Annotated in this window: 19 protein-coding genes; all 19 read right to left on the bottom strand. The window is 51.2% G+C overall.

Translation table 11 applies throughout. The annotated features are described in order from the left end of the window. Positions 1–5: 5 nt before the first annotated feature. The 19 genes from recJ to FYJ78_RS09510 all read right to left on the bottom strand — a co-directional run bounded on the left by recJ (position 6) and on the right by FYJ78_RS09510 (position 18692). Positions 6–1976 (bottom strand): single-stranded-DNA-specific exonuclease RecJ, encoded by a 1971-nt coding sequence (gene recJ / locus FYJ78_RS09595; protein WP_154621170.1) that lies wholly within the window; start codon positions 1974–1976, stop codon positions 6–8. Positions 1977–2198: 222 nt separating this feature from the next. After that, a complete protein-coding gene (secF, locus tag FYJ78_RS09590; protein WP_154621169.1) occupies positions 2199–3113 on the bottom strand; it encodes a protein translocase subunit SecF in 915 nt (304 codons plus the stop codon). Continuing rightward, the gene (gene secD, locus FYJ78_RS09585; protein WP_408014446.1) at positions 3106–4359 is read right to left on the bottom strand and encodes a protein translocase subunit SecD; all 1254 of its coding nucleotides are present in this window, start codon (positions 4357–4359) and stop codon (positions 3106–3108) included. Before secD ends, secF begins: the two co-directional genes overlap by 8 nt. Before the next feature lie 68 nt (positions 4360–4427). Beyond that, entirely contained in the window at positions 4428–4781 is a 354-nt protein-coding gene (locus FYJ78_RS09580) for a hypothetical protein (RefSeq protein ID WP_154621168.1), read from the bottom strand. A 57-nt stretch (positions 4782–4838) separates the two neighbouring features. After that, on the bottom strand, positions 4839–5549 hold the full coding sequence (locus tag FYJ78_RS09575; protein WP_154621167.1) for a PP2C family protein-serine/threonine phosphatase: 711 nt from the start codon (positions 5547–5549) through the stop codon (positions 4839–4841). Then, positions 5540–6139, bottom strand: coding sequence for a 5-formyltetrahydrofolate cyclo-ligase (locus tag FYJ78_RS09570; RefSeq protein WP_195847943.1), 600 nt, complete (start codon positions 6137–6139; stop codon positions 5540–5542). Before FYJ78_RS09570 ends, FYJ78_RS09575 begins: the two co-directional genes overlap by 10 nt. A 1-nt stretch (position 6140) precedes the next feature. Continuing rightward, positions 6141–6377, bottom strand: a complete 237-nt coding sequence (gene yajC / locus FYJ78_RS09565; protein ID WP_235899983.1) for a preprotein translocase subunit YajC — start codon at positions 6375–6377, stop codon at positions 6141–6143. A gap of 80 nt (positions 6378–6457) precedes the next feature. After that, positions 6458–7585, bottom strand: a complete 1128-nt coding sequence (tgt, locus tag FYJ78_RS09560; protein WP_154621164.1) for a tRNA guanosine(34) transglycosylase Tgt — start codon at positions 7583–7585, stop codon at positions 6458–6460. 147 nt (positions 7586–7732) lie between these two features. Further along, complete coding sequence (locus tag FYJ78_RS09555; protein WP_154621163.1) at positions 7733–8590, bottom strand: shikimate dehydrogenase; 858 nt, start codon at positions 8588–8590, stop codon at positions 7733–7735. A gap of 25 nt (positions 8591–8615) precedes the next feature. Beyond that, the gene (locus tag FYJ78_RS09550) at positions 8616–10073 is read right to left on the bottom strand and encodes a nicotinate phosphoribosyltransferase (protein ID WP_154621162.1); all 1458 of its coding nucleotides are present in this window, start codon (positions 10071–10073) and stop codon (positions 8616–8618) included. Positions 10074–10320: 247 nt separating this feature from the next. Then, a complete protein-coding gene (locus FYJ78_RS09545; protein ID WP_154621161.1) occupies positions 10321–11418 on the bottom strand; it encodes a DHH family phosphoesterase in 1098 nt (365 codons plus the stop codon). Between the two features lie 30 nt (positions 11419–11448). After that, complete coding sequence (locus tag FYJ78_RS09540) at positions 11449–11910, bottom strand: UPF0158 family protein (RefSeq protein WP_154621160.1); 462 nt, start codon at positions 11908–11910, stop codon at positions 11449–11451. 227 nt (positions 11911–12137) lie between these two features. Further along, positions 12138–12833: a phosphatase PAP2 family protein gene (locus tag FYJ78_RS09535; protein WP_328597696.1), complete on the bottom strand. Its 696-nt coding sequence runs from the start codon at positions 12831–12833 to the stop codon at positions 12138–12140. 237 nt (positions 12834–13070) lie between these two features. Then, positions 13071–15350: a formate C-acetyltransferase gene (gene pflB, locus FYJ78_RS09530; protein ID WP_154621158.1), complete on the bottom strand. Its 2280-nt coding sequence runs from the start codon at positions 15348–15350 to the stop codon at positions 13071–13073. Between the two features lie 96 nt (positions 15351–15446). Continuing rightward, positions 15447–16175, bottom strand: coding sequence for a pyruvate formate-lyase-activating protein (gene pflA / locus FYJ78_RS09525; protein WP_154621157.1), 729 nt, complete (start codon positions 16173–16175; stop codon positions 15447–15449). A gap of 169 nt (positions 16176–16344) precedes the next feature. Further along, complete coding sequence (locus FYJ78_RS09520; protein ID WP_154621156.1) at positions 16345–17037, bottom strand: Crp/Fnr family transcriptional regulator; 693 nt, start codon at positions 17035–17037, stop codon at positions 16345–16347. Further along, positions 17034–17924: a 3-hydroxyacyl-CoA dehydrogenase family protein gene (locus FYJ78_RS09515; RefSeq protein ID WP_154621155.1), complete on the bottom strand. Its 891-nt coding sequence runs from the start codon at positions 17922–17924 to the stop codon at positions 17034–17036. Before FYJ78_RS09515 ends, FYJ78_RS09520 begins: the two co-directional genes overlap by 4 nt. Positions 17925–17943: 19 nt before the next feature. Beyond that, positions 17944–18066 (bottom strand): hypothetical protein, encoded by a 123-nt coding sequence (locus FYJ78_RS13095; protein WP_268878435.1) that lies wholly within the window; start codon positions 18064–18066, stop codon positions 17944–17946. Between the two features lie 41 nt (positions 18067–18107). Next, complete coding sequence (locus tag FYJ78_RS09510) at positions 18108–18692, bottom strand: DNA-3-methyladenine glycosylase I (protein ID WP_154621154.1); 585 nt, start codon at positions 18690–18692, stop codon at positions 18108–18110. Positions 18693–19221 lie beyond the last annotated feature (529 nt).

Genomic DNA, 19221 nt, shown 5'->3' with positions numbered 1-19221 from the left:
CCTCCTCAATGATGGCGGAAAAATGTCCGGGAATGGTTCAGCTCCATACGGTTCGATGTTTTCTGCAAAGAATACCCTTTTTCCTGAAGGTCCGTGCGAAGCAGGTTCAATTCCTGAAAAATACAAAGTCCCATACTCATCGTATACAGTGAAATATGATGCACGGCGGCAGAAAAACGCACGGCAAGCTCCGCTGCCGAATAAGGTATATTCCCTTCCGTCTGCTGAATCTGATAAAGGAAACGATAAATTTCAACCAACTGCTCGCGTTCCGGAAAAATCCGTTCCCGATTTCCCGGCTCCAAATCTTCCACAATACATTGCAAACTGCGCACGCCCATCCACTCATTGATCGACGGAGAGTACACCATATCAACATGCTCTGCATTTACGATGCCGGCAAGATCGCTCCGATTCCAATACAGCGCATGGATCTTCCCCTGGGGGCCGCCGACCTGAAAGCGCAAATGCTGCCGCTGACTGCCGATTGCCGCAGCGCCAGTGCCGCGGATATTTCGGCAGCCGAATAACGGCTTTGGATTTCCCATGCCATATGGTTCCAGCTGTTCCAGTTCTTCTACCATATCAAACGTTAAAGCTTCCGGTTCCAGTTCCAGTTCCACCGATATCTTCGGGATATAATCCTCGTCGGAAAGCATGGAGGATGACACGCTCTGGAACGCCTGACGAAAGGCCTGAAATTCCCCGACGCGTACAGATACTCCGGCCGCTTGAGCATGACCGCCGAACTGCAGGATATGTTCACGACATGATTCCAGTGCATGATACATATGCAGTCCCTCGATGCTCCGACAGGAGCCTCTGCATATTCCATCCGATTGAATACTCATGACGATCGTCGGTTTATAATAGCGATCCACCAGCCGGGAGGCCACAATACCAATCACACCGGGATCCCAATCTTCCCCGGCGATAACGATGGCCGGCATATTTTCCGGGTCTTCCCCTGAAAGCTGTTCTTCCGCCCGTTGGAGAATCTCCTGCTCTATGGCCTGCCGTTTTTGGTTAAGCAGATCCAATTCCATGGCCAGCTGTGCCGCTTTTCCTTCCTCGTCTGCCAGCAGAAGCTCTACCCCGAGACGTGCTGTACCGATCCGGCCTGCTGCATTAAGCCTTGGCGCCAGACGAAATCCGACATGACTGGCGTTCAGCTTTTCTTCCCGTATATCCGCCACATCAATCAGGGCGCGTATTCCTGCAAATGAGGAAGTCCGCATATTGGCCAGCCCTGAATAGACCAGCCTCCGGTTCTCTCCAAGAAGCGGAACAATATCCGCCACCGTTCCCAAGGCAACAAGCTCCTGATCCTCCGTGTAGGATTCGTTTCGCATGGATTGCCACAAGGCCTGACAAAGCTTATACGTTACGCCAACCCCCGCAAGATTTTTATCCGGATAAGGGCAGTCCTGACGATGCGGATTCACCACCGCCAAAGCCTTGGGCAAACTGTATCCCGGCAGATGATGATCCGTGATGATGATATCTAACGATCCTGCCATCTCCGCAACGAGTTCAGTAGAAGCAATCCCGCAATCTACAGAAATAAGCAACTCTGTCCCGTTTTCCGCGAGGTTCTGCAAAGCAGTCCGGTTAAAACCATAGCCTTCCCTGTGGCGGTCAGGAATATAATACGTCGGTTCCGCGCCCAGCCGGCGCAGATTATGTATCAACAAAGCGGTTGATGACATCCCGTCCACATCATAATCGCCGTAAACCGTAATCTTTTCATGATTGTTGATCGCCTGACGAATACGCTGCACAGCCGTGTCCATATCTTTCATAAGAAAAGGATCATGAAACGGTTGCGTTTCCGGATGCAGAAAATATCCCGCTTCTTTCACCCCGCAGATACCGCGGTGCAGCAGCAGGCCGGCAATCCATTCCTGGATGCCCAGCCGTTCTGCCAGTTTTTTCTGTTCCGGCACCACATCAAAAGTCTTCCATTGTTTCCACATAAAACTGATAGCTCCTGGCAATTTTTTAGGTTTACTTGGTGATTTATATTATAGCCCGTCTCTTCTTCTCTGTCGATTTTTTAACGCATTTCTTTCGATAAAATTCAACTAGATTCAGAGGGAGTTTTGGTTCCCTCTGAATCTAGTCGAACTGATCCAGCGCCCTTAGCATCGGATAAAAAAACTGCCGCAGAAAAACTGCAGCAGTTTCCGTGATTCATCTCAGTGCGCCGTTTCAGGTTTGCCATGTTCTTTACCGCCGCCCAAGCCACGGAAAACAATCCAGAGCGGACTGGCAATGAATATCGAAGAATAGCATCCAACGCTGAATCCGACCAGCAAAGCAAAGGCAAAATCCTTCGTCGTATCTCCGCCGAAGAAATACAGGGAAAACGTCGTAAACAAAACCGTAAAGACCGTATAAAGCGAGCGCGTCAGCGTCTGGAAAATCGACGTATTGACCAGCCGATCCACATCGCCGCCGCGGCGGAAATGGAGCTTGAGGTTCTCGCGAATCCGGTCGAAAATAACAATGGTATCATTGATGGAATAACCGACGATGGTCAGAAGCGCAGCCACAAACGATGAATCAATCTGACGCTGAGTCAGGGAAAAGACCGAAAGTACGATCAAAATATCATGTACCAAGGCTAAAACGGCCGACACGCCGAAACGCCACTCAAACCGATAGGCGACATAAAGGATAATCAGCGCCCAGGATACCAGCAAAGCCAGAACCGCATTCGTGATGAGCTCGCCGCCGATCGTGGCGCCAACTTTTTCTTCCCGCAAAACCGTATAATGTCCGACATCTTCCTGAAGGGCAGCCATGACCTCTTTGCGCTGATTTTCCTCCATATCCACCGCACGGATCATAACATCTTCCGAAGCGGTCACATCAGACTGTGTCCCGGAAAGCTGAATCGTCGAACCTTCCAGACTGTATTTTGCCAAACTGGTACGAACTTCCGCAATCGTCACCGGATGATCAAACTTGAGGTCAATAATCGTCCCTCCCGTAAAATCGATGCCGAAATTGAATCCTCTCGTCACCATACAGAAAAGTCCAGAAAGAATAATCAGAAGCGAGAGAAGGAAAAACCAGTTTCTGTGGCCTGCAAGATTAAATTTATTCATGTTTCAGGTCCTCCTTCTTCCAAAGCATAAAGCCCGTTGCGCCATAAGATCCCGGATTCTCTGAAATTCTGGCTTTGATCATAAGCTTGAGCAAATACTGCGACAGAGTAATTGCCGTGAACATCGAAAGGATCGTTCCCAACCCAAGCGTAATGGCAAATCCACGGATCGTTCCTGTCCCGAGGAAAAAGAGCACACCAGCCGCAATGATGGTTGTGACGTTCGAATCAAAAATCGTCGTAAAAGCACGCTTAAATCCAGAATCCATCGCCAAACGCAAGGTTTTCCCCTGAATCTGATATTCCTCTTTGAAATGTTCGAAAATCAATACATTCGCATCTACCGCCATACCAATCGACAGGATAATACCAGCTACCCCCGGCAGCGTCAGCGTTGCATCAAGAAGATACAGCAGGGCAAGCAGCATAATGGTATATGCCATCAAAGCCACATCAGCTATGAATCCCGACAGGCGATAGAAAAGAAGCATAAAAATCAATACCGCACCAATACCGACAGCAAAGGCAAATTCCGACTTGTCCTTGGAATCCTGTCCCAGAGAAGGCCCCACAGTACGCGTCTCGATGATATTCACCTTGACCGGCAGAGCGCCGCTGCGCAGCACGACAGCAAGATTCTGTGCCTCTTCCAATGTTTTTTGTCCGGAAATCTCCGCCTTCCCGCCGAGGATTGGTTCCCTGACGTTCGGAGCGGTCAGCACCTCACCATCCAAAAGAATGGCAATCGTACGGCCGACATTTTTCGTCGTAAGATCCGCAAACTTCTTGGCGCCTTCCTCTGTGAATTCAAGATTGACGACATTTTGACCGTTCTGCTGATTGGTCGCTGCCTGCGCATCCTTGAGATCTGTGCCGGTGAGGACGGTATTCCCCTCTTCATCTTTAAATTCAAGCATAGCTGTTTTGCCGATCGTCTGAATCGCAGCATCCGGATCCTTAACACCGGGAAGCTCGATGATAACACGGCGCTCGCCCTCGCGCTGAATGATCGGTTCCGTCAGGCCCAATGCATTGACGCGTTTTTCCATAATAGTGATGACGCGATTCATGGCATCATCATTGACCTTGGCAATGTCTGTATCCTCTGCTTCCAACACAACATGTGTACCGCCCTGCAGATCCAACCCCTGACGAATGGAAAACGCCAACGGTTTGATGAACGCGATAAAAATGCCGATGATAGCAAATACACAGGCAATCAGTTTGATGAGACTGTCTTTTCTCAACGGATTCAACCCTTTCCTTCGGAGGATAGTTCCCCCGGATTTCTTCTATGATGAAAAGCTCGGGCTTATCAGGCACCACGCCCTGCTTCCCAGTCCTTGATAAATGCGATCACCTTGCGGCGGACCTGATCCGCATCGAACGCATCTGTCTGGATATAAAGATCCGCATGTGCACGCGCATCTGCCAGACGTTTATGCTGCACCGCCAGACGATCCTCCCCCCAATAGACTTTGCGCCGCTTATGGATCGCCGCCATGGTCGCATCAATCATGACCAATAGATCCGGATGATGCTTAGCCCAGAAATCATGGACGCAGGAATGTTCTTGCGCTACATTATAAGCATCATATCCCGCATTTTTAAGGCCGGCCACCAACGTGGTCTTCCCGGAGGCACAGACGCCGACAACTGCTATTTTCAAGACCAGTTCCCTCCTGACATGGCACAATACAGCTCAGTATATCATCCCAGTGCTGTCTTAATACGGATAAGAAATTTCCATCTGCTCAATTTTCGGTGTTTCTGATGATTCTTCCGTGATTCCCATGACCAGTACCGTCATATCGTCCGATGCCTTGTCTGCATCAAGCGTCAGCGCATAATCCATGATACTGCGGGCAATGAAAGATACATCTTCGGCCGGATTTTGACGGATGATTTCCAAGATTTTCCGAAAATCAGCCGGATGTCCCGTGCGCTTTTTACCGGCATGGGCAATTCCGTCCGTGTACGAAACAATCACCATACCGGCTTCAAGCGGTATTTCATACATCAACGGCTTCATATGGCGATTTACGCCAATCGGTTCAACCGATTCATCGTAAACGGATTCGTATTCCTCCGTCCGCACGATAACCGGGCAGTTTGAATTCCGGCTGATTACGGCGGTTCCCGTGTCCAGATCCGCACTCACTACAGTCAGCGTACAGGACACTTTTTTATCCTTCATCGCATACAGATAATCATGAACCGCCCTTGCTACTGCACCGTCACGAGCGCCATCAGCAATCAGCTGCGTCGCTTTATTCACCACCCAGCTGCTGGTATGATGCGCCGAAAGGCCATTTCCCTGACCATCGGCAATGACCGCCGAAAGGCCTCCGTGCGGCCGTTCAATGACATCACAGGTATCGCCGCATACTTCCGTAGCATATTTTGCCGTTCTGGCCAGCCCGATTTTTATCTCCATATTTCATCACTCACCATTCGCTTTTCCGTGATAACACAATCCACCCGCTGATCATGCGGCTCAACCGGAATCCGCGCTGCCATCTGACACTCAAATGCCAGCGCGACACGATGCGCCTGCGGTGCGCGTTCCGCCATAAAACGGTCATAATATCCGGCACCAAGGCCAAGACGGTTTCCTGCATCATCAAAAGCAGCCCCCGGTACAATAATCAGATCAATCGAATCCGCCGGAAGTATCGTACGCCGTGCCGGATCCACGGTCTGAATGCCAAATTTTCCCGGAACCAGTGCATCCATGGCAGGGAGGTTCACCACATCCATACTGCCCGGGCCGGTAATCCAGGGCAGACCAACCCGTTTCCCGGCAGCCAGACAGCGCGCCATGAGCGGGTAAAGCGGTACTTCATCCGGCATGGACGCATACAAAAACAACGCGTCGGCCTGCTGAAACCATTCCGTCGCGCAGAGCCGTTCTATCATGACGCGCCCGGCCTTTTCCCGGTAAGAGGCCGTCAAATTTCTGCGTGCCGCCAGCATAGCGGCCCGCAGCTTTTTTTTCTCGTTTTGTATCTCCGCTGCAGCGCCCATATTACGCCTGTTTGTCCTGCGAAACATTCGCATTGATCGAGGAACGTGCCACCTCAATAACAGTATGCTCAGCAATCTTCAGCTTTACAACCTTGTCATCCATATCGACAATCGTCCCATAAAGTCCGCCGATCGTCATGACCCGGTTGTCCTTTTTCAGGCTTTCCAGCATGCTGCGGCGACGCTTCTGCGCATTCTTCTGCGGGCGATAAAGCAAAAAATAAAAAATTGCGATCATAACAAGAATTGGCCCCCATGTTCCCAGGGCCGCTGCCATTTCCGGACTCATTTCCAACACTCCTTTTGTAAAATATGAACTTATCCTTGTGAACCGGTATGATAATCAGCCAAAAACGCACGGCGGAACTCGCTGAACTGTCCGTCAAGAATTGCCTGACGCATACGCCGCACAAATTCTTCCAGGAACCAAAGATTATGCAGGGATAGCAGACGAAGGCCAAAAATCTCTCCCGCCCGGACGAGGTGGCGGATATAAGCGCGCGTATATCCATTGCGGCACGCATAACAGCCGCATCCCTCCTCGATTACATGATGGTCGTGCGTCAGTGCCGCATTCTTCATGACGAGGCGCCCCGTCCATGTCATTGCCATGCCATTGCGTGCCACGCGGGTAGGATAAACGCAGTCAAACATATCGATTCCGCGTTTCACGCCTTCAACCAAATGATCCGGCGTTCCCACACCCATAAGGTACCGCGGCTTGTTTTCCGGCAAAAGCGACGTGGAATATTCCAGCATCTCATACATGAGATCCGGCGGCTCCCCTACCGACAAACCACCAACAGCATATCCGGGAAAGTTCATGGATACGAGCTTTTCCGCATGCCATTTGCGCAAATCCTTGTACATTCCCCCCTGCACAATGCCAAACAATCCTTGATTGGGAGCAGTCATCGCCTTCTGGCAACGCTCCGCCCAACGCAGCGTCCGCTCTGTCGAGGCCTTGGCATATTCATAGTCAGCAGGATATGGCACACATTCGTCAAACGCCATGACAATATCGGACCCGAGACACATCTGCACCTGCATGGATATTTCCGGCGAAAGAAATTTCTTTGATCCGTCAATATGTGAACGAAACGTGACTCCCTCTTCGGAAATCTTGCGCAAATCGCCGAGTGAAAACACCTGAAATCCGCCGCTGTCCGTCAGAATCGCACGATCCCAATGCATAAACTTATGCAGGCCGCCTGCCTCTTTAATCAGTTCCATTCCCGGGCGCAAAAACAAATGATAGGTATTGGAAAGAATGATTCCTGCCCCCAGATCCCTGAGTTCATCCGGCGATACGCCTTTCACCGAAGCCTGTGTACCTACCGGCATAAAAATAGGCGTAGGGAAACTGCCATGCGGTGTATGAATCACGCCGGCGCGGGCTCCTGTCTTTTCGTCCTTTTTGATCAGCTCATAGGTAATCGCAGTCAAACAAAAACCTCCTGTTTGCTCCTAATTATTGCATATGTTGCAGTATCAGCGCATACTTCCATCAAGTGTATATCATATCATAATTGCGCCATAAATACAAAGATTCGACGCCGGCTTCTCAGCAGGAGTGAAAGGGACCGGCCCCTTTCAGTCCTGCTGACTCAAAGCTTCGCGAAGCTTCCTCCGCATGAGCGCGGTATCCGGACAGACCCCTGTCCATTTTTCAAAAGCCGCCGCCCCCTGCCCCGCCAGCATTTCCTCGCCATTGATCGTAACGTGACCGCGCAGACGCGCTTCACGAAGGAACCGCGTCTCTGCCGGCGTATAGATAATATCATAGATCAGCGCGTGCGCAGGAACCTGCTCCCAATTTACCGGCGGCATCGCTTCCGTATGAGGCGTCATCCCCAGCGGTGTCGTATTGACCAGCAAATCGGCCTCACGCAACGCCGACTGAAAGGATTCCGTCTCCCAATGCAGAATCTCAATCGATCCATACGGACGAAAGACAGTTTCCAATGCGCTCGCCTTGTCCGGATTGCGCACTCCGATGCAAACGCTAGCAGCGCCTGACTTTAAAAGCCCCCAGATCACGGCACGGGCGGCGCCCCCCGCGCCAAAGAGCACAGCCCGGCATCCATCCAGCAAAAAGGAACGATGCTGCAGAGCCTGCACAAACCCGGTCACATCCGTATTATAGCCAGACAGCCTGCCTGAATCATTGACCACCGTATTCACCGCCCCGATGATCCGGGCATCTTCATCCACATCATCCAGCAGGGACATAATCGTCGTCTTATGCGGGATCGTGACATTCCAGCCACGAAACTGCAGAGCCTTTAATCCGGCAACAGCCGTGGAAAGATGATCGGGCCGCACCGGCAAAGACAAATACACATAATCCAGCCCTGCCTGGGCAAGTGCCGCATTCTGAAGGACCGGAGACAGCGAATGAACAATCGGCCATCCCATAACGCCGAGATTTTTTGTCGTTCCCGTTATCATAACATTTCTCCCATTCATTGCTTTCTCAGGCATGTTCCTCACGTGTTTTCGACAGAAGCTCCATTTTCAGCTCATAATAAGCCGGTGTCATATCCAGATAATGGCGGTGCGGATTTTCAAAGCGCTGCTCTTCTTCCCAAATCTCATCGGTTAACTGCATCCGAACATAATCGCGAATTTCATCCAGCGTCGGCAACGCTCCCGTGCGTTTTCCCTGCCGCACATAAAGCTGGCGCAGGTTTCTGCAGGTGCATTGCTGGAAAGAACGATTCTTCCATGGCTTCTGCGGATCAATATACCGGTACGGAGCAGAAAGATCGACCGGTTCTCCGCAGATCGCGAGAAGATCCGCCACGGCATGACCTCCTTCATCGTAAATGCGGTAAAGATCTTTCAGACCCGGATTCGTAATCTTTTCAACATTTTCCGATACTTTAATGCGCGGTGCAAAATCGCCTTTTTCTCCGACAGCGGCCAATTTGTAGACAGCACCGAATACCGGCTCGGACTTGGCGGTAATCAGGCGTTCGCCAATACCAAAGCTGTCGATACATGCTCCCTGCGCCAGCAAAGAAGCTACGGTAAATTCGTCCAAACTATTGGATACCACGATCTTACAGTCTTCCAGTCCGGCATCATCCAGCATCCTGCGCACACGCTTGGAAAGATAGGCCAGATCGCCGGAATCAATGCGAATCCCGAGCAACCGCTTTCCCATTGGCTCCAAAACTTCATGGGCAACACGAATGGCATTCGGTATGCCCGAATGAATCACATCATAAGTATCGACCAACAACACCGTAGCATCCGGATACGTTTCCGCATACTTCCGGAATGCCGCATACTCGTCGCCATAAAACATAACCCAGCTGTGAGCCATCGTCCCGGAAATCGGAATGTGGAACATCTGACCGGCCGAGACGGTTGCCGTACCAACCACCCCGCCGATATAGGCAGCGCGGGCGCCATAAGTAGCCGCATCCATATTGTGCGCACGGCGGGCGCCAAAATCCGATACAGCACGCCCGTCCGCGGCTTTGACGATCCGGCGTGCCTTTGTTGCAATAAGGGACTGATGGTTCACCTGTGCCAGAATAGCGGTTTCCACCAGCTGCGCGTCAATCAAAGGCGCAACAACCGTAATGCACGGTTCGTTCGGGTACATGATGGTTCCTTCCGGCATGGCATAAATATCCCCGGAAAAATGAAAGGAAGAAAGATATTGCAAAAACTCCTCGGAAAAAATATTCTGTTCCCGGAAATATGCAACATCTTCCTCCGAAAATTCCATATTCTCAACGTATTCAATCACCTGCTCTAAGCCAGCAAAAATAGCGAACCCGCCTTCATCCGGATTCGCTCGGTAAAATACGTCGAAGGCAACCTGGACATCTTTATCATGATCCTGAAAATACCCGTTGGCCATCGTCATTTCATAAAAATCCATCATCATGGTGATGTTGCGTTTATCAAACTGCGTCAACAGAAACCCCTCCCGTATCGGATTCGTTGTTTCCTAAAATTACCAATATCTTGTTTATTATACCATTTCAACACATCGATGGCAAAATGAACAATCCCTCCATGGCGTTACTAATCGTGAATTCCCCGCAAAAAGCGGCCCGCCCTTCGGCGAGCCGCAACGCTTCATGATGATTTCCGGACCGGAAGCAACGAAGTACAAGCCACAAAGCGAAATCCCTTCTCCCGCTTCATTTTTCCACAGATCATCAATACTGCATGACACGCTCCAATTCCGTCCGGATAGCCGGTTCAACCAGACGGCTTCGGTCGGCTTCTGCCTTCAGCAGCACACGATGTCCATCCGTGAAACCGAAAGCCTTTCCCGCAATTTCCTGTGCCATCGTTCCTGCATACAGAAGTTCCGCCTCGCCGGTGCCGCGATTTCTGATGATCAGGTAATGCAAAACGCCGCGGTCTTTATTGGGAAGCTTGGATAAATAAGACTGCATCCTCTGTCTCACTGCCTGATATTCGCTGCTGTCCAGACAATCTACCTGCCCAATGGAATACGCCCAGTCTTTGACCACATATTCCTTCAGATCGGATTGGAAAATCTGCTCATCCGTCATATCGGCATGAGTATAAGCAGCTTTTTCCAGTTTTTTATAAAATGATTGAATATCGCTTACTCCCGACTGCGACAGCAGCACATGATACGCCTGACGATCCAGCGGAGTAACCGTTCCGCTTGTCATATTCCCCGTATCGGATACGATACCGGCCAGAAGCAGCCCCGCTATCGATGACGGAATATCTACCTGATTTTCCTGAAAGCTCAGACAGACCAGTGAAGACGTTGCGGCAGCCGGAACAGCCCGGTAAAAAATCGGGCCTTCCGTCACCAAACCGCCTGCCTTGTGCGTATCAAGAACTTCCACAATCCTTGCCTTCTTCATATTCGCCACGGCCTGATCCAAACTCGCATGATCCACCAGAATGATCTGCTGACCAGCAGCATCTTTCAGAATCGGCGGCTCCGGCACATGAAAATAATTCAGCACAAAAGCCATATCGCGATTCAAAGGACTGCTGATTCTCGGTTCACTAAACATCCCCAGCTTCGTCTTTAAATAGGCATAGCCGATCGATGCAGCCACCGAATCCATACTCTGATCCTCCGGCCCGATGACACAGGTCGTCTTATTCTGATAATCGATTCCCGCATACAATTGACGATACTGGAACGAGCCCCCCTGTTTCTCCGGTGAAGCCGGCTGCGCAGCGGCTGCTCCCCATGGCACCGACAAAATCGCAGCGACGGCCGCCGCCAGCCATTTTGTCTTTACACGATGTATACCGTTCATGATAAAACTCCTTCCGCTAAACGATCCTTATTATTCCGATTGCTGATCTGCAGGATTTCCGTTTTTACTCACTGCGACTGTTGGTTCGTATTCCAGCGCATTCTCTTCACACCAATCACGTGCAAAATCCAAAAGCCGGCTTTTCAGATACGTATCCCAGGCCGATTTCAGCAAAAGCCGGCGAACCTGATAACGAAACCGGGATGCCGCCCCTTCGCCGGACAAAGCATTTAACAGACGATGCCTGGTATCTTCGCGAGGACAGGATTCCGCAAAGCCATACATGAGATCATGTATACTCTCATCCATCACATTGGGCAGCGGAATATACCGTTCCCAATCATCCTCAATTCGAAGCACATGTTCCAGCATGTCCTCTTCGTTCAGATCATCGGCCAAAAGGACAACTTTCCCCTTTACAACGTCTACATAGCTCTGCCGGACATCCGATTGCGCCATAGCAGCCGCCAGCTCCGTCAAATTTATTTTCATGATTAAACCTCCGCCTTCTATTGTACCGTTTTTTCCCCTTTAAAATCAAGCAGACGGCAAGACTCCATAGATCCGCAAAACACTATTATGAAAGCATCATCCCGCTCTTTTTCCGTCTTCCTCACGGCTTTGCTTCTTATTATATCATGATGTCCGCAAAGAAAAACATTCCCGCAATGAAGGTTTGGTATGCACCTTGTCAACAGGACACGAAAAGCAGCCTCTTTTCACTCCCAGTGCCTGAGTTTCATCAGACGATGGATGATCCAGTCCGATGCCGGCGTCAGCAGCATCCAGCTCAGGACAATCAGATTCACGGACACCGCACCGACATAGACGTCACTGAACCAATGTGCGCCAGACATGATGCGCGGCAGGGAAAAGGCCAGCACAACGGCCAGTCCGGACAGAAAAGCACGCCGGCCCAGATACCGCCACATGAAAAAGGTAAAGATCATGAGAAACGTGCCATGATCGCCGGGAAAACTGGATGCGCTATAATCCTTAGTATTCCAGCCCGTGAGCTGTGAGACCCTATTGACCGCAACGCCGGCATCGGAAAAGAACTTGGTGGCACTCGGCCGGTCAAACTGCACCCACAAGTCAAACTGCTTTGCAATGACGGCCGTAATCAGCATCGTCGCTCCCATCGCCAGCATCCAGTGACGCCCCTTTGCGTCCATCTGCCGGTAATAATAGATGAAAATCCCAAGCATGAACAGGAACGCCGCCACATCAAACGGACGCAGGTTTGTAAACGCCACCAGATACAAAAAAGCCTGGCTCTCCGTCAGCAGATGATTGAAAAAGAAAAAGACCTGACTGTCAATAACATACCAGTATCCGGTCTGCGGCGGATACCAGCTCAAGAACAGCAGGATACCGGCCATATTAAGCAAAAGGATTTTATAAAGGTTTTTCACAAGAGGTCCTCCTTTCTGTAAGCAAGCTGCATCGATAACGCGTCTCATTATCCTCCATATCAGAGAAAAAAGCAACCCCCCCCCGACGCCGAAAAGACATCCCAGCCCCGACACACAAAAAAGCCCGCGGCAAATCTCCGCAGGCTTTATCGCCTCCAAGCCGGTATTCATGAAAGAGCAGCCTCCCTGGAAGCCATGACTAATGCATCGATCATGATATCATGAATCCGATTTGCTTTACATCTTTTGATGCGCACGGCGGGCGATGACATCAAGCTGCTGCTGGCGCGTCAGATCGATAAACTTTACGGCATAGCCGGATACACGAATCGTGAAATTAGCATACTCCGGTTTCTCAGGATGCTCCATGCAGTCAATGAGTTTATCCACGCCAAATACGTTGACATTCAAGTGATGCGCACCCTGATTAAAGTAACCGTCCATGACGCGCACGAGCGTGGCAATACGGTCCTCCTCAGTATGGCCGAGGGTCTCGGGCGCGATGGTCTGTGTATTCGAGATGCCGTCGAGCGCGTACTCATACGGCAGTTTCGCGACGGAATTCAACGAAGCCAGCAAACCGTTCTGTTCGGCTCCATAGGATGGGTTCGCACCTGGTGCGAACGGCGTATAGGCTTTGCGTCCATCGGGCAGTGCGCCTGTGGCATTGCCGTATACTACATTTGATGTAATGGTCAGAATGGATGTCGTGGGCTCAGAATTCCGGTACGTATGGTGCTTGCGCAGCTTCGTCATGAAAGTCTTAAGAAGCCAGACCGCCACCTTGTCGGCACGCGGATCGTCGTTGCCGTACCTCGGAAACTGCCCTTCTACCTTGTAGTCGACCACCAGTCCCGACTCGTCGCGTACGGCAGATACCTTGGCATACTTGATCGCGCAGAGGGAATCCACAACATGGGAGAAGCCGGCAATGCCAGTAGCGAAGGTACGGCGTACATCCGTGTCGATAAGAGCCATCTCAGCAGCCTCGTAGTAATATTTATCATGCATGTACTGAATGAGGTTCAAAATATTCACGTAAAGCCCGGCCAGCCAATCCATCATCTGATCAAATTTGTGCAGGACCTCATCGTAATCGAGCACCTCGGACGTGATGGGCGTATACTCCGGTCCCACCTGCATATGTCGGCCGTCCTTCGTCAGGAATTTTTCATCTTTGCCGCCGTTGATGGCATAAAGCAGACACTTGGCAAGATTGGCGCGCGCGCCGAAGAACTGCATCTCCTTGCCTGTCTGCGTCGCAGAAACGCAGCAGCAAATGCTGTAATCATCGCCCCAGACCGGCTTCATGACATCGTCGTTCTCATACTGAATCGATGACGTCGTAATAGAGATGCGGGCGGCGTACTTCTTGAACGGGTCCGGCAGCGCCGAGGAATACAGCACCGTCAGATTTGGTTCCGGAGACGGGCCCATATTCTCGAGCGTATGGAGAAAACGATAATCATTGCGCGTAACCATGTGGCGGCCGTCCATACCAATGCCAGCCATTTCAAGCGTCGCCCAGACCGGGTCACCGGAAAACAACTGGTTGTAGGACGGGATACGGGCAAACTTCACCATGCGGAACTTCAGCGTCAGATGGTCGATGAGCTCCTGTGCCTGCTCTTCCGTCAATGTACCTTCGTCAAGGTCGCGGCTGATGTAGATGTCAAGGAACGTAGAAATGCGGCCGACGCTCATGGCTGCGCCGTTCTGTGTCTTGATGGCGGCCAGATAGCCGAAGTAAAGCCACTGGACGGCTTCTTTGGCATTTCTAGCCGGTGCCGAGATATCATAGCCGTAAGTACCGGCCATCTCCTTCATCTGCTTCAATGCGCGAATCTGCTCGGCGAGCTCCTCACGCTGGCGGATGATGTCGTCCGTCATGACCCCGCAGCCACAGTTTGCAAGATCCTCACTCTTTTCGGCAATGAGGAAATCCAGCCCGTAGAGTGCCACACGGCGGTAATCGCCGACGATGCGCCCGCGACCGTAAGTATCCGGCAGCCCCGTAACGATGTGACTATGACGCGCCCGGCGCATCTCCGGCGTATAAGCATCAAAAACAGCCTGATTATGCGTCTTATGGTACTCCGTGAAAATCTTGTGGAATTTGGGATTGACCTTGTAACCGTACGTCTCAGCAGCTTCCTCGGCCATCTTGATGCCGCCGTACGGCATGAAAGCGCGTTTCAAGGGCTTGTCCGTCTGAAGGCCAACGACCTGTTCGAGATCCTTCAGGGATTCATCGATGTAGCCGGGACCGTAAGCCGTAATGCTTGAAACAACCTCCGTCTCGCAGTCGAGCACGCCCCCCTTCTCCCGCTCTTTCTTCTGCAGCTCCTGCACTCTGTTCCAAAGCTTGTTTGTGGCCTTTGTCGGTCCCGCGAGAAAACGTTCATCCCCGTCATAAGGCGTGTAATTATTCTGGATGAAATCCCGTACATTCACATCCTCCATCCATTTGACGCCCTTAAATCCTCTCCACGCAACGTCGCGATTCATGCCGTTCATGTAAGCTCCTCCTTTTGTGTAAGGTTTCACAATCGATGGCTTTATCATACTATTTTTCTTTTTTCGAAACCTTGACTGGAATCAAGGTTTCCGTTTTCAGACGGCGCCGAGGATAGCACGGGCTTTCTGCACAGCTTCCTCCGTCGGCGGCTTCACGTCCCTGAGCTGGTTTTGGATGCCCAGCTCCTCCCATTTGTAAAGGCCCATACTGTGATACGGCAGCACTTCCACACGCTCAACGTTCGTCAGCGTATCGATAAAATCACGTGTACGCGCAAGCGATTCCGGATCGTCCGTATATCCCGGCACGAGTACCTGGCGAATCCAGACGGGCTTCTTTATTTCTGACAGATAACGAAATAAATCCAGAATATTCTTATTGGTACAACCCGTAAGCTTCTCATGTTCCCGCGGGTCAATATGCTTTATGTCGAGCAGCAGCAGATCCGTCACCTTCATGAGCGCGTGAAATTTGCCGAAAAAAGGCTCCTGCCGCGTGAAGGGCTGTCCGGCCGTATCGATGCAGGTATGAATACCGCGGGCCTTGGCCTTCCCGAAAAGCTCAAGCAGAAAATCCACCTGCAGCAGCGGTTCGCCGCCGCTGACCGTAATTCCCCCGTCCTGTCCCCAATAAGGCCGATAACGCTCCGCCTGATCCAAGAGTTCATCTGCTGTCCGCAGCTCACCGCCCCTGCCGTTCCAGGTATCCACATTGTGGCAGTATAGACAGCGCATCGCGCATCCCTGCAAAAAGAGAATAAAGCGAGTACCCGGCCCGTCCACGGAACCAAAGGTTTCGATCGAATGAATGCGTCCCTTTATCATGCAATGCCTCCCGAACAGAAAGAAACAAAAAAACCTGTCAGAAACCGCATAAACACGTTTCCTGACAGGATCATTGTATCGGATTTTGCTGAAAAATTTCTTGATTACAATCAAGGGCACAAAAGGATGATGTGAACATGGAAACAGGGACTGCACGGCACAGGCGGACTCAATAATTCACGAGTTCCATGAGGCGGTCGGCATCCAAAATCTGAATGCTGCTCTGCCCCGTCTTTTTCACGTAACCCTCGCGCTCGAGTTCCTTGATTTTCCGGCTGACAGTCTCAGGCCGCAGGGACAAGCTCCCGGCCATCTCCTCGAGACGCATGGTAATCGTGTCGCTGGTCTGCCGCCGGTATCGGTAAAGAAGCAGGCCGGCCACCCGTTCTTTGGGCGAGGCAATGCTCTTAAGCAGATTGCGTCGATTGGCATCGTGGAGTTTCTTACTCAAAAGCCCGATGATGCGCAAGGCTACCTCGGGTTCCTGAATGGCTTTTTCAAAATCCCTGCGCACCAGACGGCAGCATGTCACAGGCGTCATACAGATGGCCGATGCGGAATAGCGGCTGTCCGGCACCAACACCCCCTCCCACATTACATCGCGGTCCACAAATACGCCGGCGATTCGTTCCTGCCCGTCCTGATCATAGACGCAAAGCTTCACCCTTCCTTTGTGGACAATGTAGATGGCATCGCAGGGATCCCCTGCATGAAAGATATATGCCCCTTTTGGAAAGCTGAGCCGAACAGAGCAATGCAGCAGATCTTTCACCTTATCCGGCGGCATGCCCTCGAGAAAATCCATCGCCGCCAGACACTCCCCCTTGCAGCTCCGGCAAGGAGCCGGATCCTTGCCGATCATTTCTGTTCTCCGTAGATCGCGTCGTAAATGGCCTGAAGTTTTTGATCGCGGGCGGAAGTCGCCTTCTTAGCCTTGTCCCCACTGTAGTCATAAAAGCCTTTCCCCGTCTTGACGCCGTAATCCCCGGCCTGAAACTTTTCCCGGAGCAGCTGCGGCACATCGTGAGAATCTTCAAGATCCGGCATGAGGTATTCACTGATATGGTAAAATACGTCGAGGCCGCCAAAATCGGCCGTTTCCAGCGGGCCAAGGCAGGCCCACCGAAAGCCCAGACCGTATTTCATCACGGCATCAGCGCCTTCCACGCTGATCACACCATCGCGAACCAGAGACAGAACTTCCCGGATCACGGCCAGCTGAACCCGATTGGCCGCAAAACCCGGCACATCCTTTTCGATGAGCGCCGGTTTCTTATGAATATCCAGGGCCAGTTGATAAATGGTTTCCGCCACATCAGGACGTGTCTTCTCATTCTTGATGATCTCGATCAGAGGAATCATTGTCGGAGGATTAAACCAGTGCATACCAAGGAAGCGTTCAGGCAGCGTGACGGCTTCGGCCAGTTTATTGATAGAAAGGCCTGAGGTATTTGTGGCGAGAATAGCATCCGCATCGATGCGCGGACTCATCTCCCGATAAAAAGCCAGTTTAGCCGACAAGTCTTCCACGATGGATTCCACGATAAGATCGCGCCCCTTAAAGGCGTCCTTTTCCGTGGTGTAGTTGATTTTATCCGCCGCTTCTGGAGAAATCTTTGTGCGCACCCGGTCAAGCGTAGTCTGACGATGATTCCATAAGATCACGTCGTATCCATTCCGGGCAAAAATATCTGCCATGGAATAGCCCATGGTTCCCGCACCTGCGATGGTAATTTTCCTGATATTCATGGTTAACAGCGCCTCGATTCTATGATAGTGAGAAACTCATCCCGTCCGCCAATCTCACGAATTTCTTGCGGCTGCGCCCCGTAACCCGCTTCTCGCTGCCGTAAAGTCCCAGTATTCCATGCGCATCACCCCTTCTATCCATATACCATATTTAGTATATCACGATGGATACTGCATCACCAGTTATGTCTGATAAACATCCTGAACTCCAGACAGAAAGCAGTCCGGCTCGTGCGACTCGATGACGCCGACGGCCTGCAGGTACGAGTAAATCGTGGTCGAGCCGACGAATTTCATACCGCGCTTCTTGAGATCCTTGGACAGCACATTAGAAAGGGCCGAGGTGGTCCGGCCGCGCTCATGCACAACCTCTCCCTCCGTCCACTGCCAGAGGTAACGGTCAAAACTTCCAAACTCTTGCCGGATCTCGCGAAACACCCGCGCATTGCAGACGGCCGCCTCAATCTTGCGGCGGTGCCGGATGATGGCGGCATCCTGCATCAACCGCTCGACATCCTCTTCCGTAAACGCACAGACATCATCCAGATGAAAATCCGCAAACGCTTGTCGAAAGCCTTCGCGCTTGTTTAAAATACATTCCCACGAGAGTCCTGCCTGAAAGCATTCTAAGAGCAGCATCTCAAAAAGCCTGCCGTCGTCATGCTCGGGCCGCCCCCATTCCTCATCGTGATAGCGCACGTAGCGTTCATTCTTCGGATTGGCCCAGAAACAGCGGCATTTGCCGTCCGGCCAGATGATCTTGTCCATACTACTCCTCCCAACACGCTTACCTGCCATTTTCCTCATCTCGAAGTCTATCATAGAATGAAAGCAAAACCAAGACATCGAACGAACTACATCGTTTTACATGAGGAGAATTTTTTATGTCATCCTCCCAGCTTTTATCCTTTGCATCAAACTATACCACCTTTATTCGCCGACGATCTCTATGCCCGGATTGGATAAGCGGCCATCACAGCAGCGAATACGATCCACCACGCCTTGTAAATTTACACTATGCCAAATAAATACTACAATTTGCATTCGATCCGTAAATCTGATATACTAGAGAAAACATATTGGATTACAAGGCGGAGTCTGTTCACCAACAGGCTTCGTCTATTTCTTTATAAGGGGGCTTTTTATTGTATCGGACGAATTTACAGAAAAATATCGTTATACCGAGTCTTATCATCATTGCATCGGTTGCACTGGGATGCATCATGGTGCCTGAGGGCGCGAATGCCGTCCTGACCTTCCTCAAGCAGGAACTGTTCAACTCCTTCAGCTGGATCTA

The organism is Wylensekiella montiformis, from assembly GCF_009697385.1.
Taxonomy (GTDB): Bacteria; Bacillota; Negativicutes; order Selenomonadales; family Selenomonadaceae; genus Selenomonas_A; species Selenomonas_A montiformis.
This window is presented reverse-complemented; position numbering and strand designations above follow the sequence as displayed.

Coding starts and splice junctions, on each gene's coding strand:
- recJ (WP_154621170.1), bottom strand. CDS start 1,976: ATGTGGAAACAATGGAAGACTTTTGATGTGGTGCCGGAACAGAAAAAA.
- secF (WP_154621169.1), bottom strand. CDS start 3,113: ATGAATAAATTTAATCTTGCAGGCCACAGAAACTGGTTTTTCCTTCTC.
- FYJ78_RS09575 (WP_154621167.1), bottom strand. CDS start 5,549: ATGGAGATAAAAATCGGGCTGGCCAGAACGGCAAAATATGCTACGGAA.
- FYJ78_RS09570 (WP_195847943.1), bottom strand. CDS start 6,139: ATGGGCGCTGCAGCGGAGATACAAAACGAGAAAAAAAAGCTGCGGGCC.
- yajC (WP_235899983.1), bottom strand. CDS start 6,377: ATGATCGCAATTTTTTATTTTTTGCTTTATCGCCCGCAGAAGAATGCG.
- FYJ78_RS09555 (WP_154621163.1), bottom strand. CDS start 8,590: ATGATAACGGGAACGACAAAAAATCTCGGCGTTATGGGATGGCCGATT.
- FYJ78_RS09545 (WP_154621161.1), bottom strand. CDS start 11,418: ATGAACGGTATACATCGTGTAAAGACAAAATGGCTGGCGGCGGCCGTC.
- FYJ78_RS09540 (WP_154621160.1), bottom strand. CDS start 11,910: ATGAAAATAAATTTGACGGAGCTGGCGGCTGCTATGGCGCAATCGGAT.
- pflB (WP_154621158.1), bottom strand. CDS start 15,350: ATGAACGGCATGAATCGCGACGTTGCGTGGAGAGGATTTAAGGGCGTC.
- pflA (WP_154621157.1), bottom strand. CDS start 16,175: ATGATAAAGGGACGCATTCATTCGATCGAAACCTTTGGTTCCGTGGAC.
- FYJ78_RS09520 (WP_154621156.1), bottom strand. CDS start 17,037: ATGATCGGCAAGGATCCGGCTCCTTGCCGGAGCTGCAAGGGGGAGTGT.
- FYJ78_RS09515 (WP_154621155.1), bottom strand. CDS start 17,924: ATGAATATCAGGAAAATTACCATCGCAGGTGCGGGAACCATGGGCTAT.
- FYJ78_RS13095 (WP_268878435.1), bottom strand. CDS start 18,066: ATGGATAGAAGGGGTGATGCGCATGGAATACTGGGACTTTACGGCAGC.
- FYJ78_RS09510 (WP_154621154.1), bottom strand. CDS start 18,692: ATGGACAAGATCATCTGGCCGGACGGCAAATGCCGCTGTTTCTGGGCC.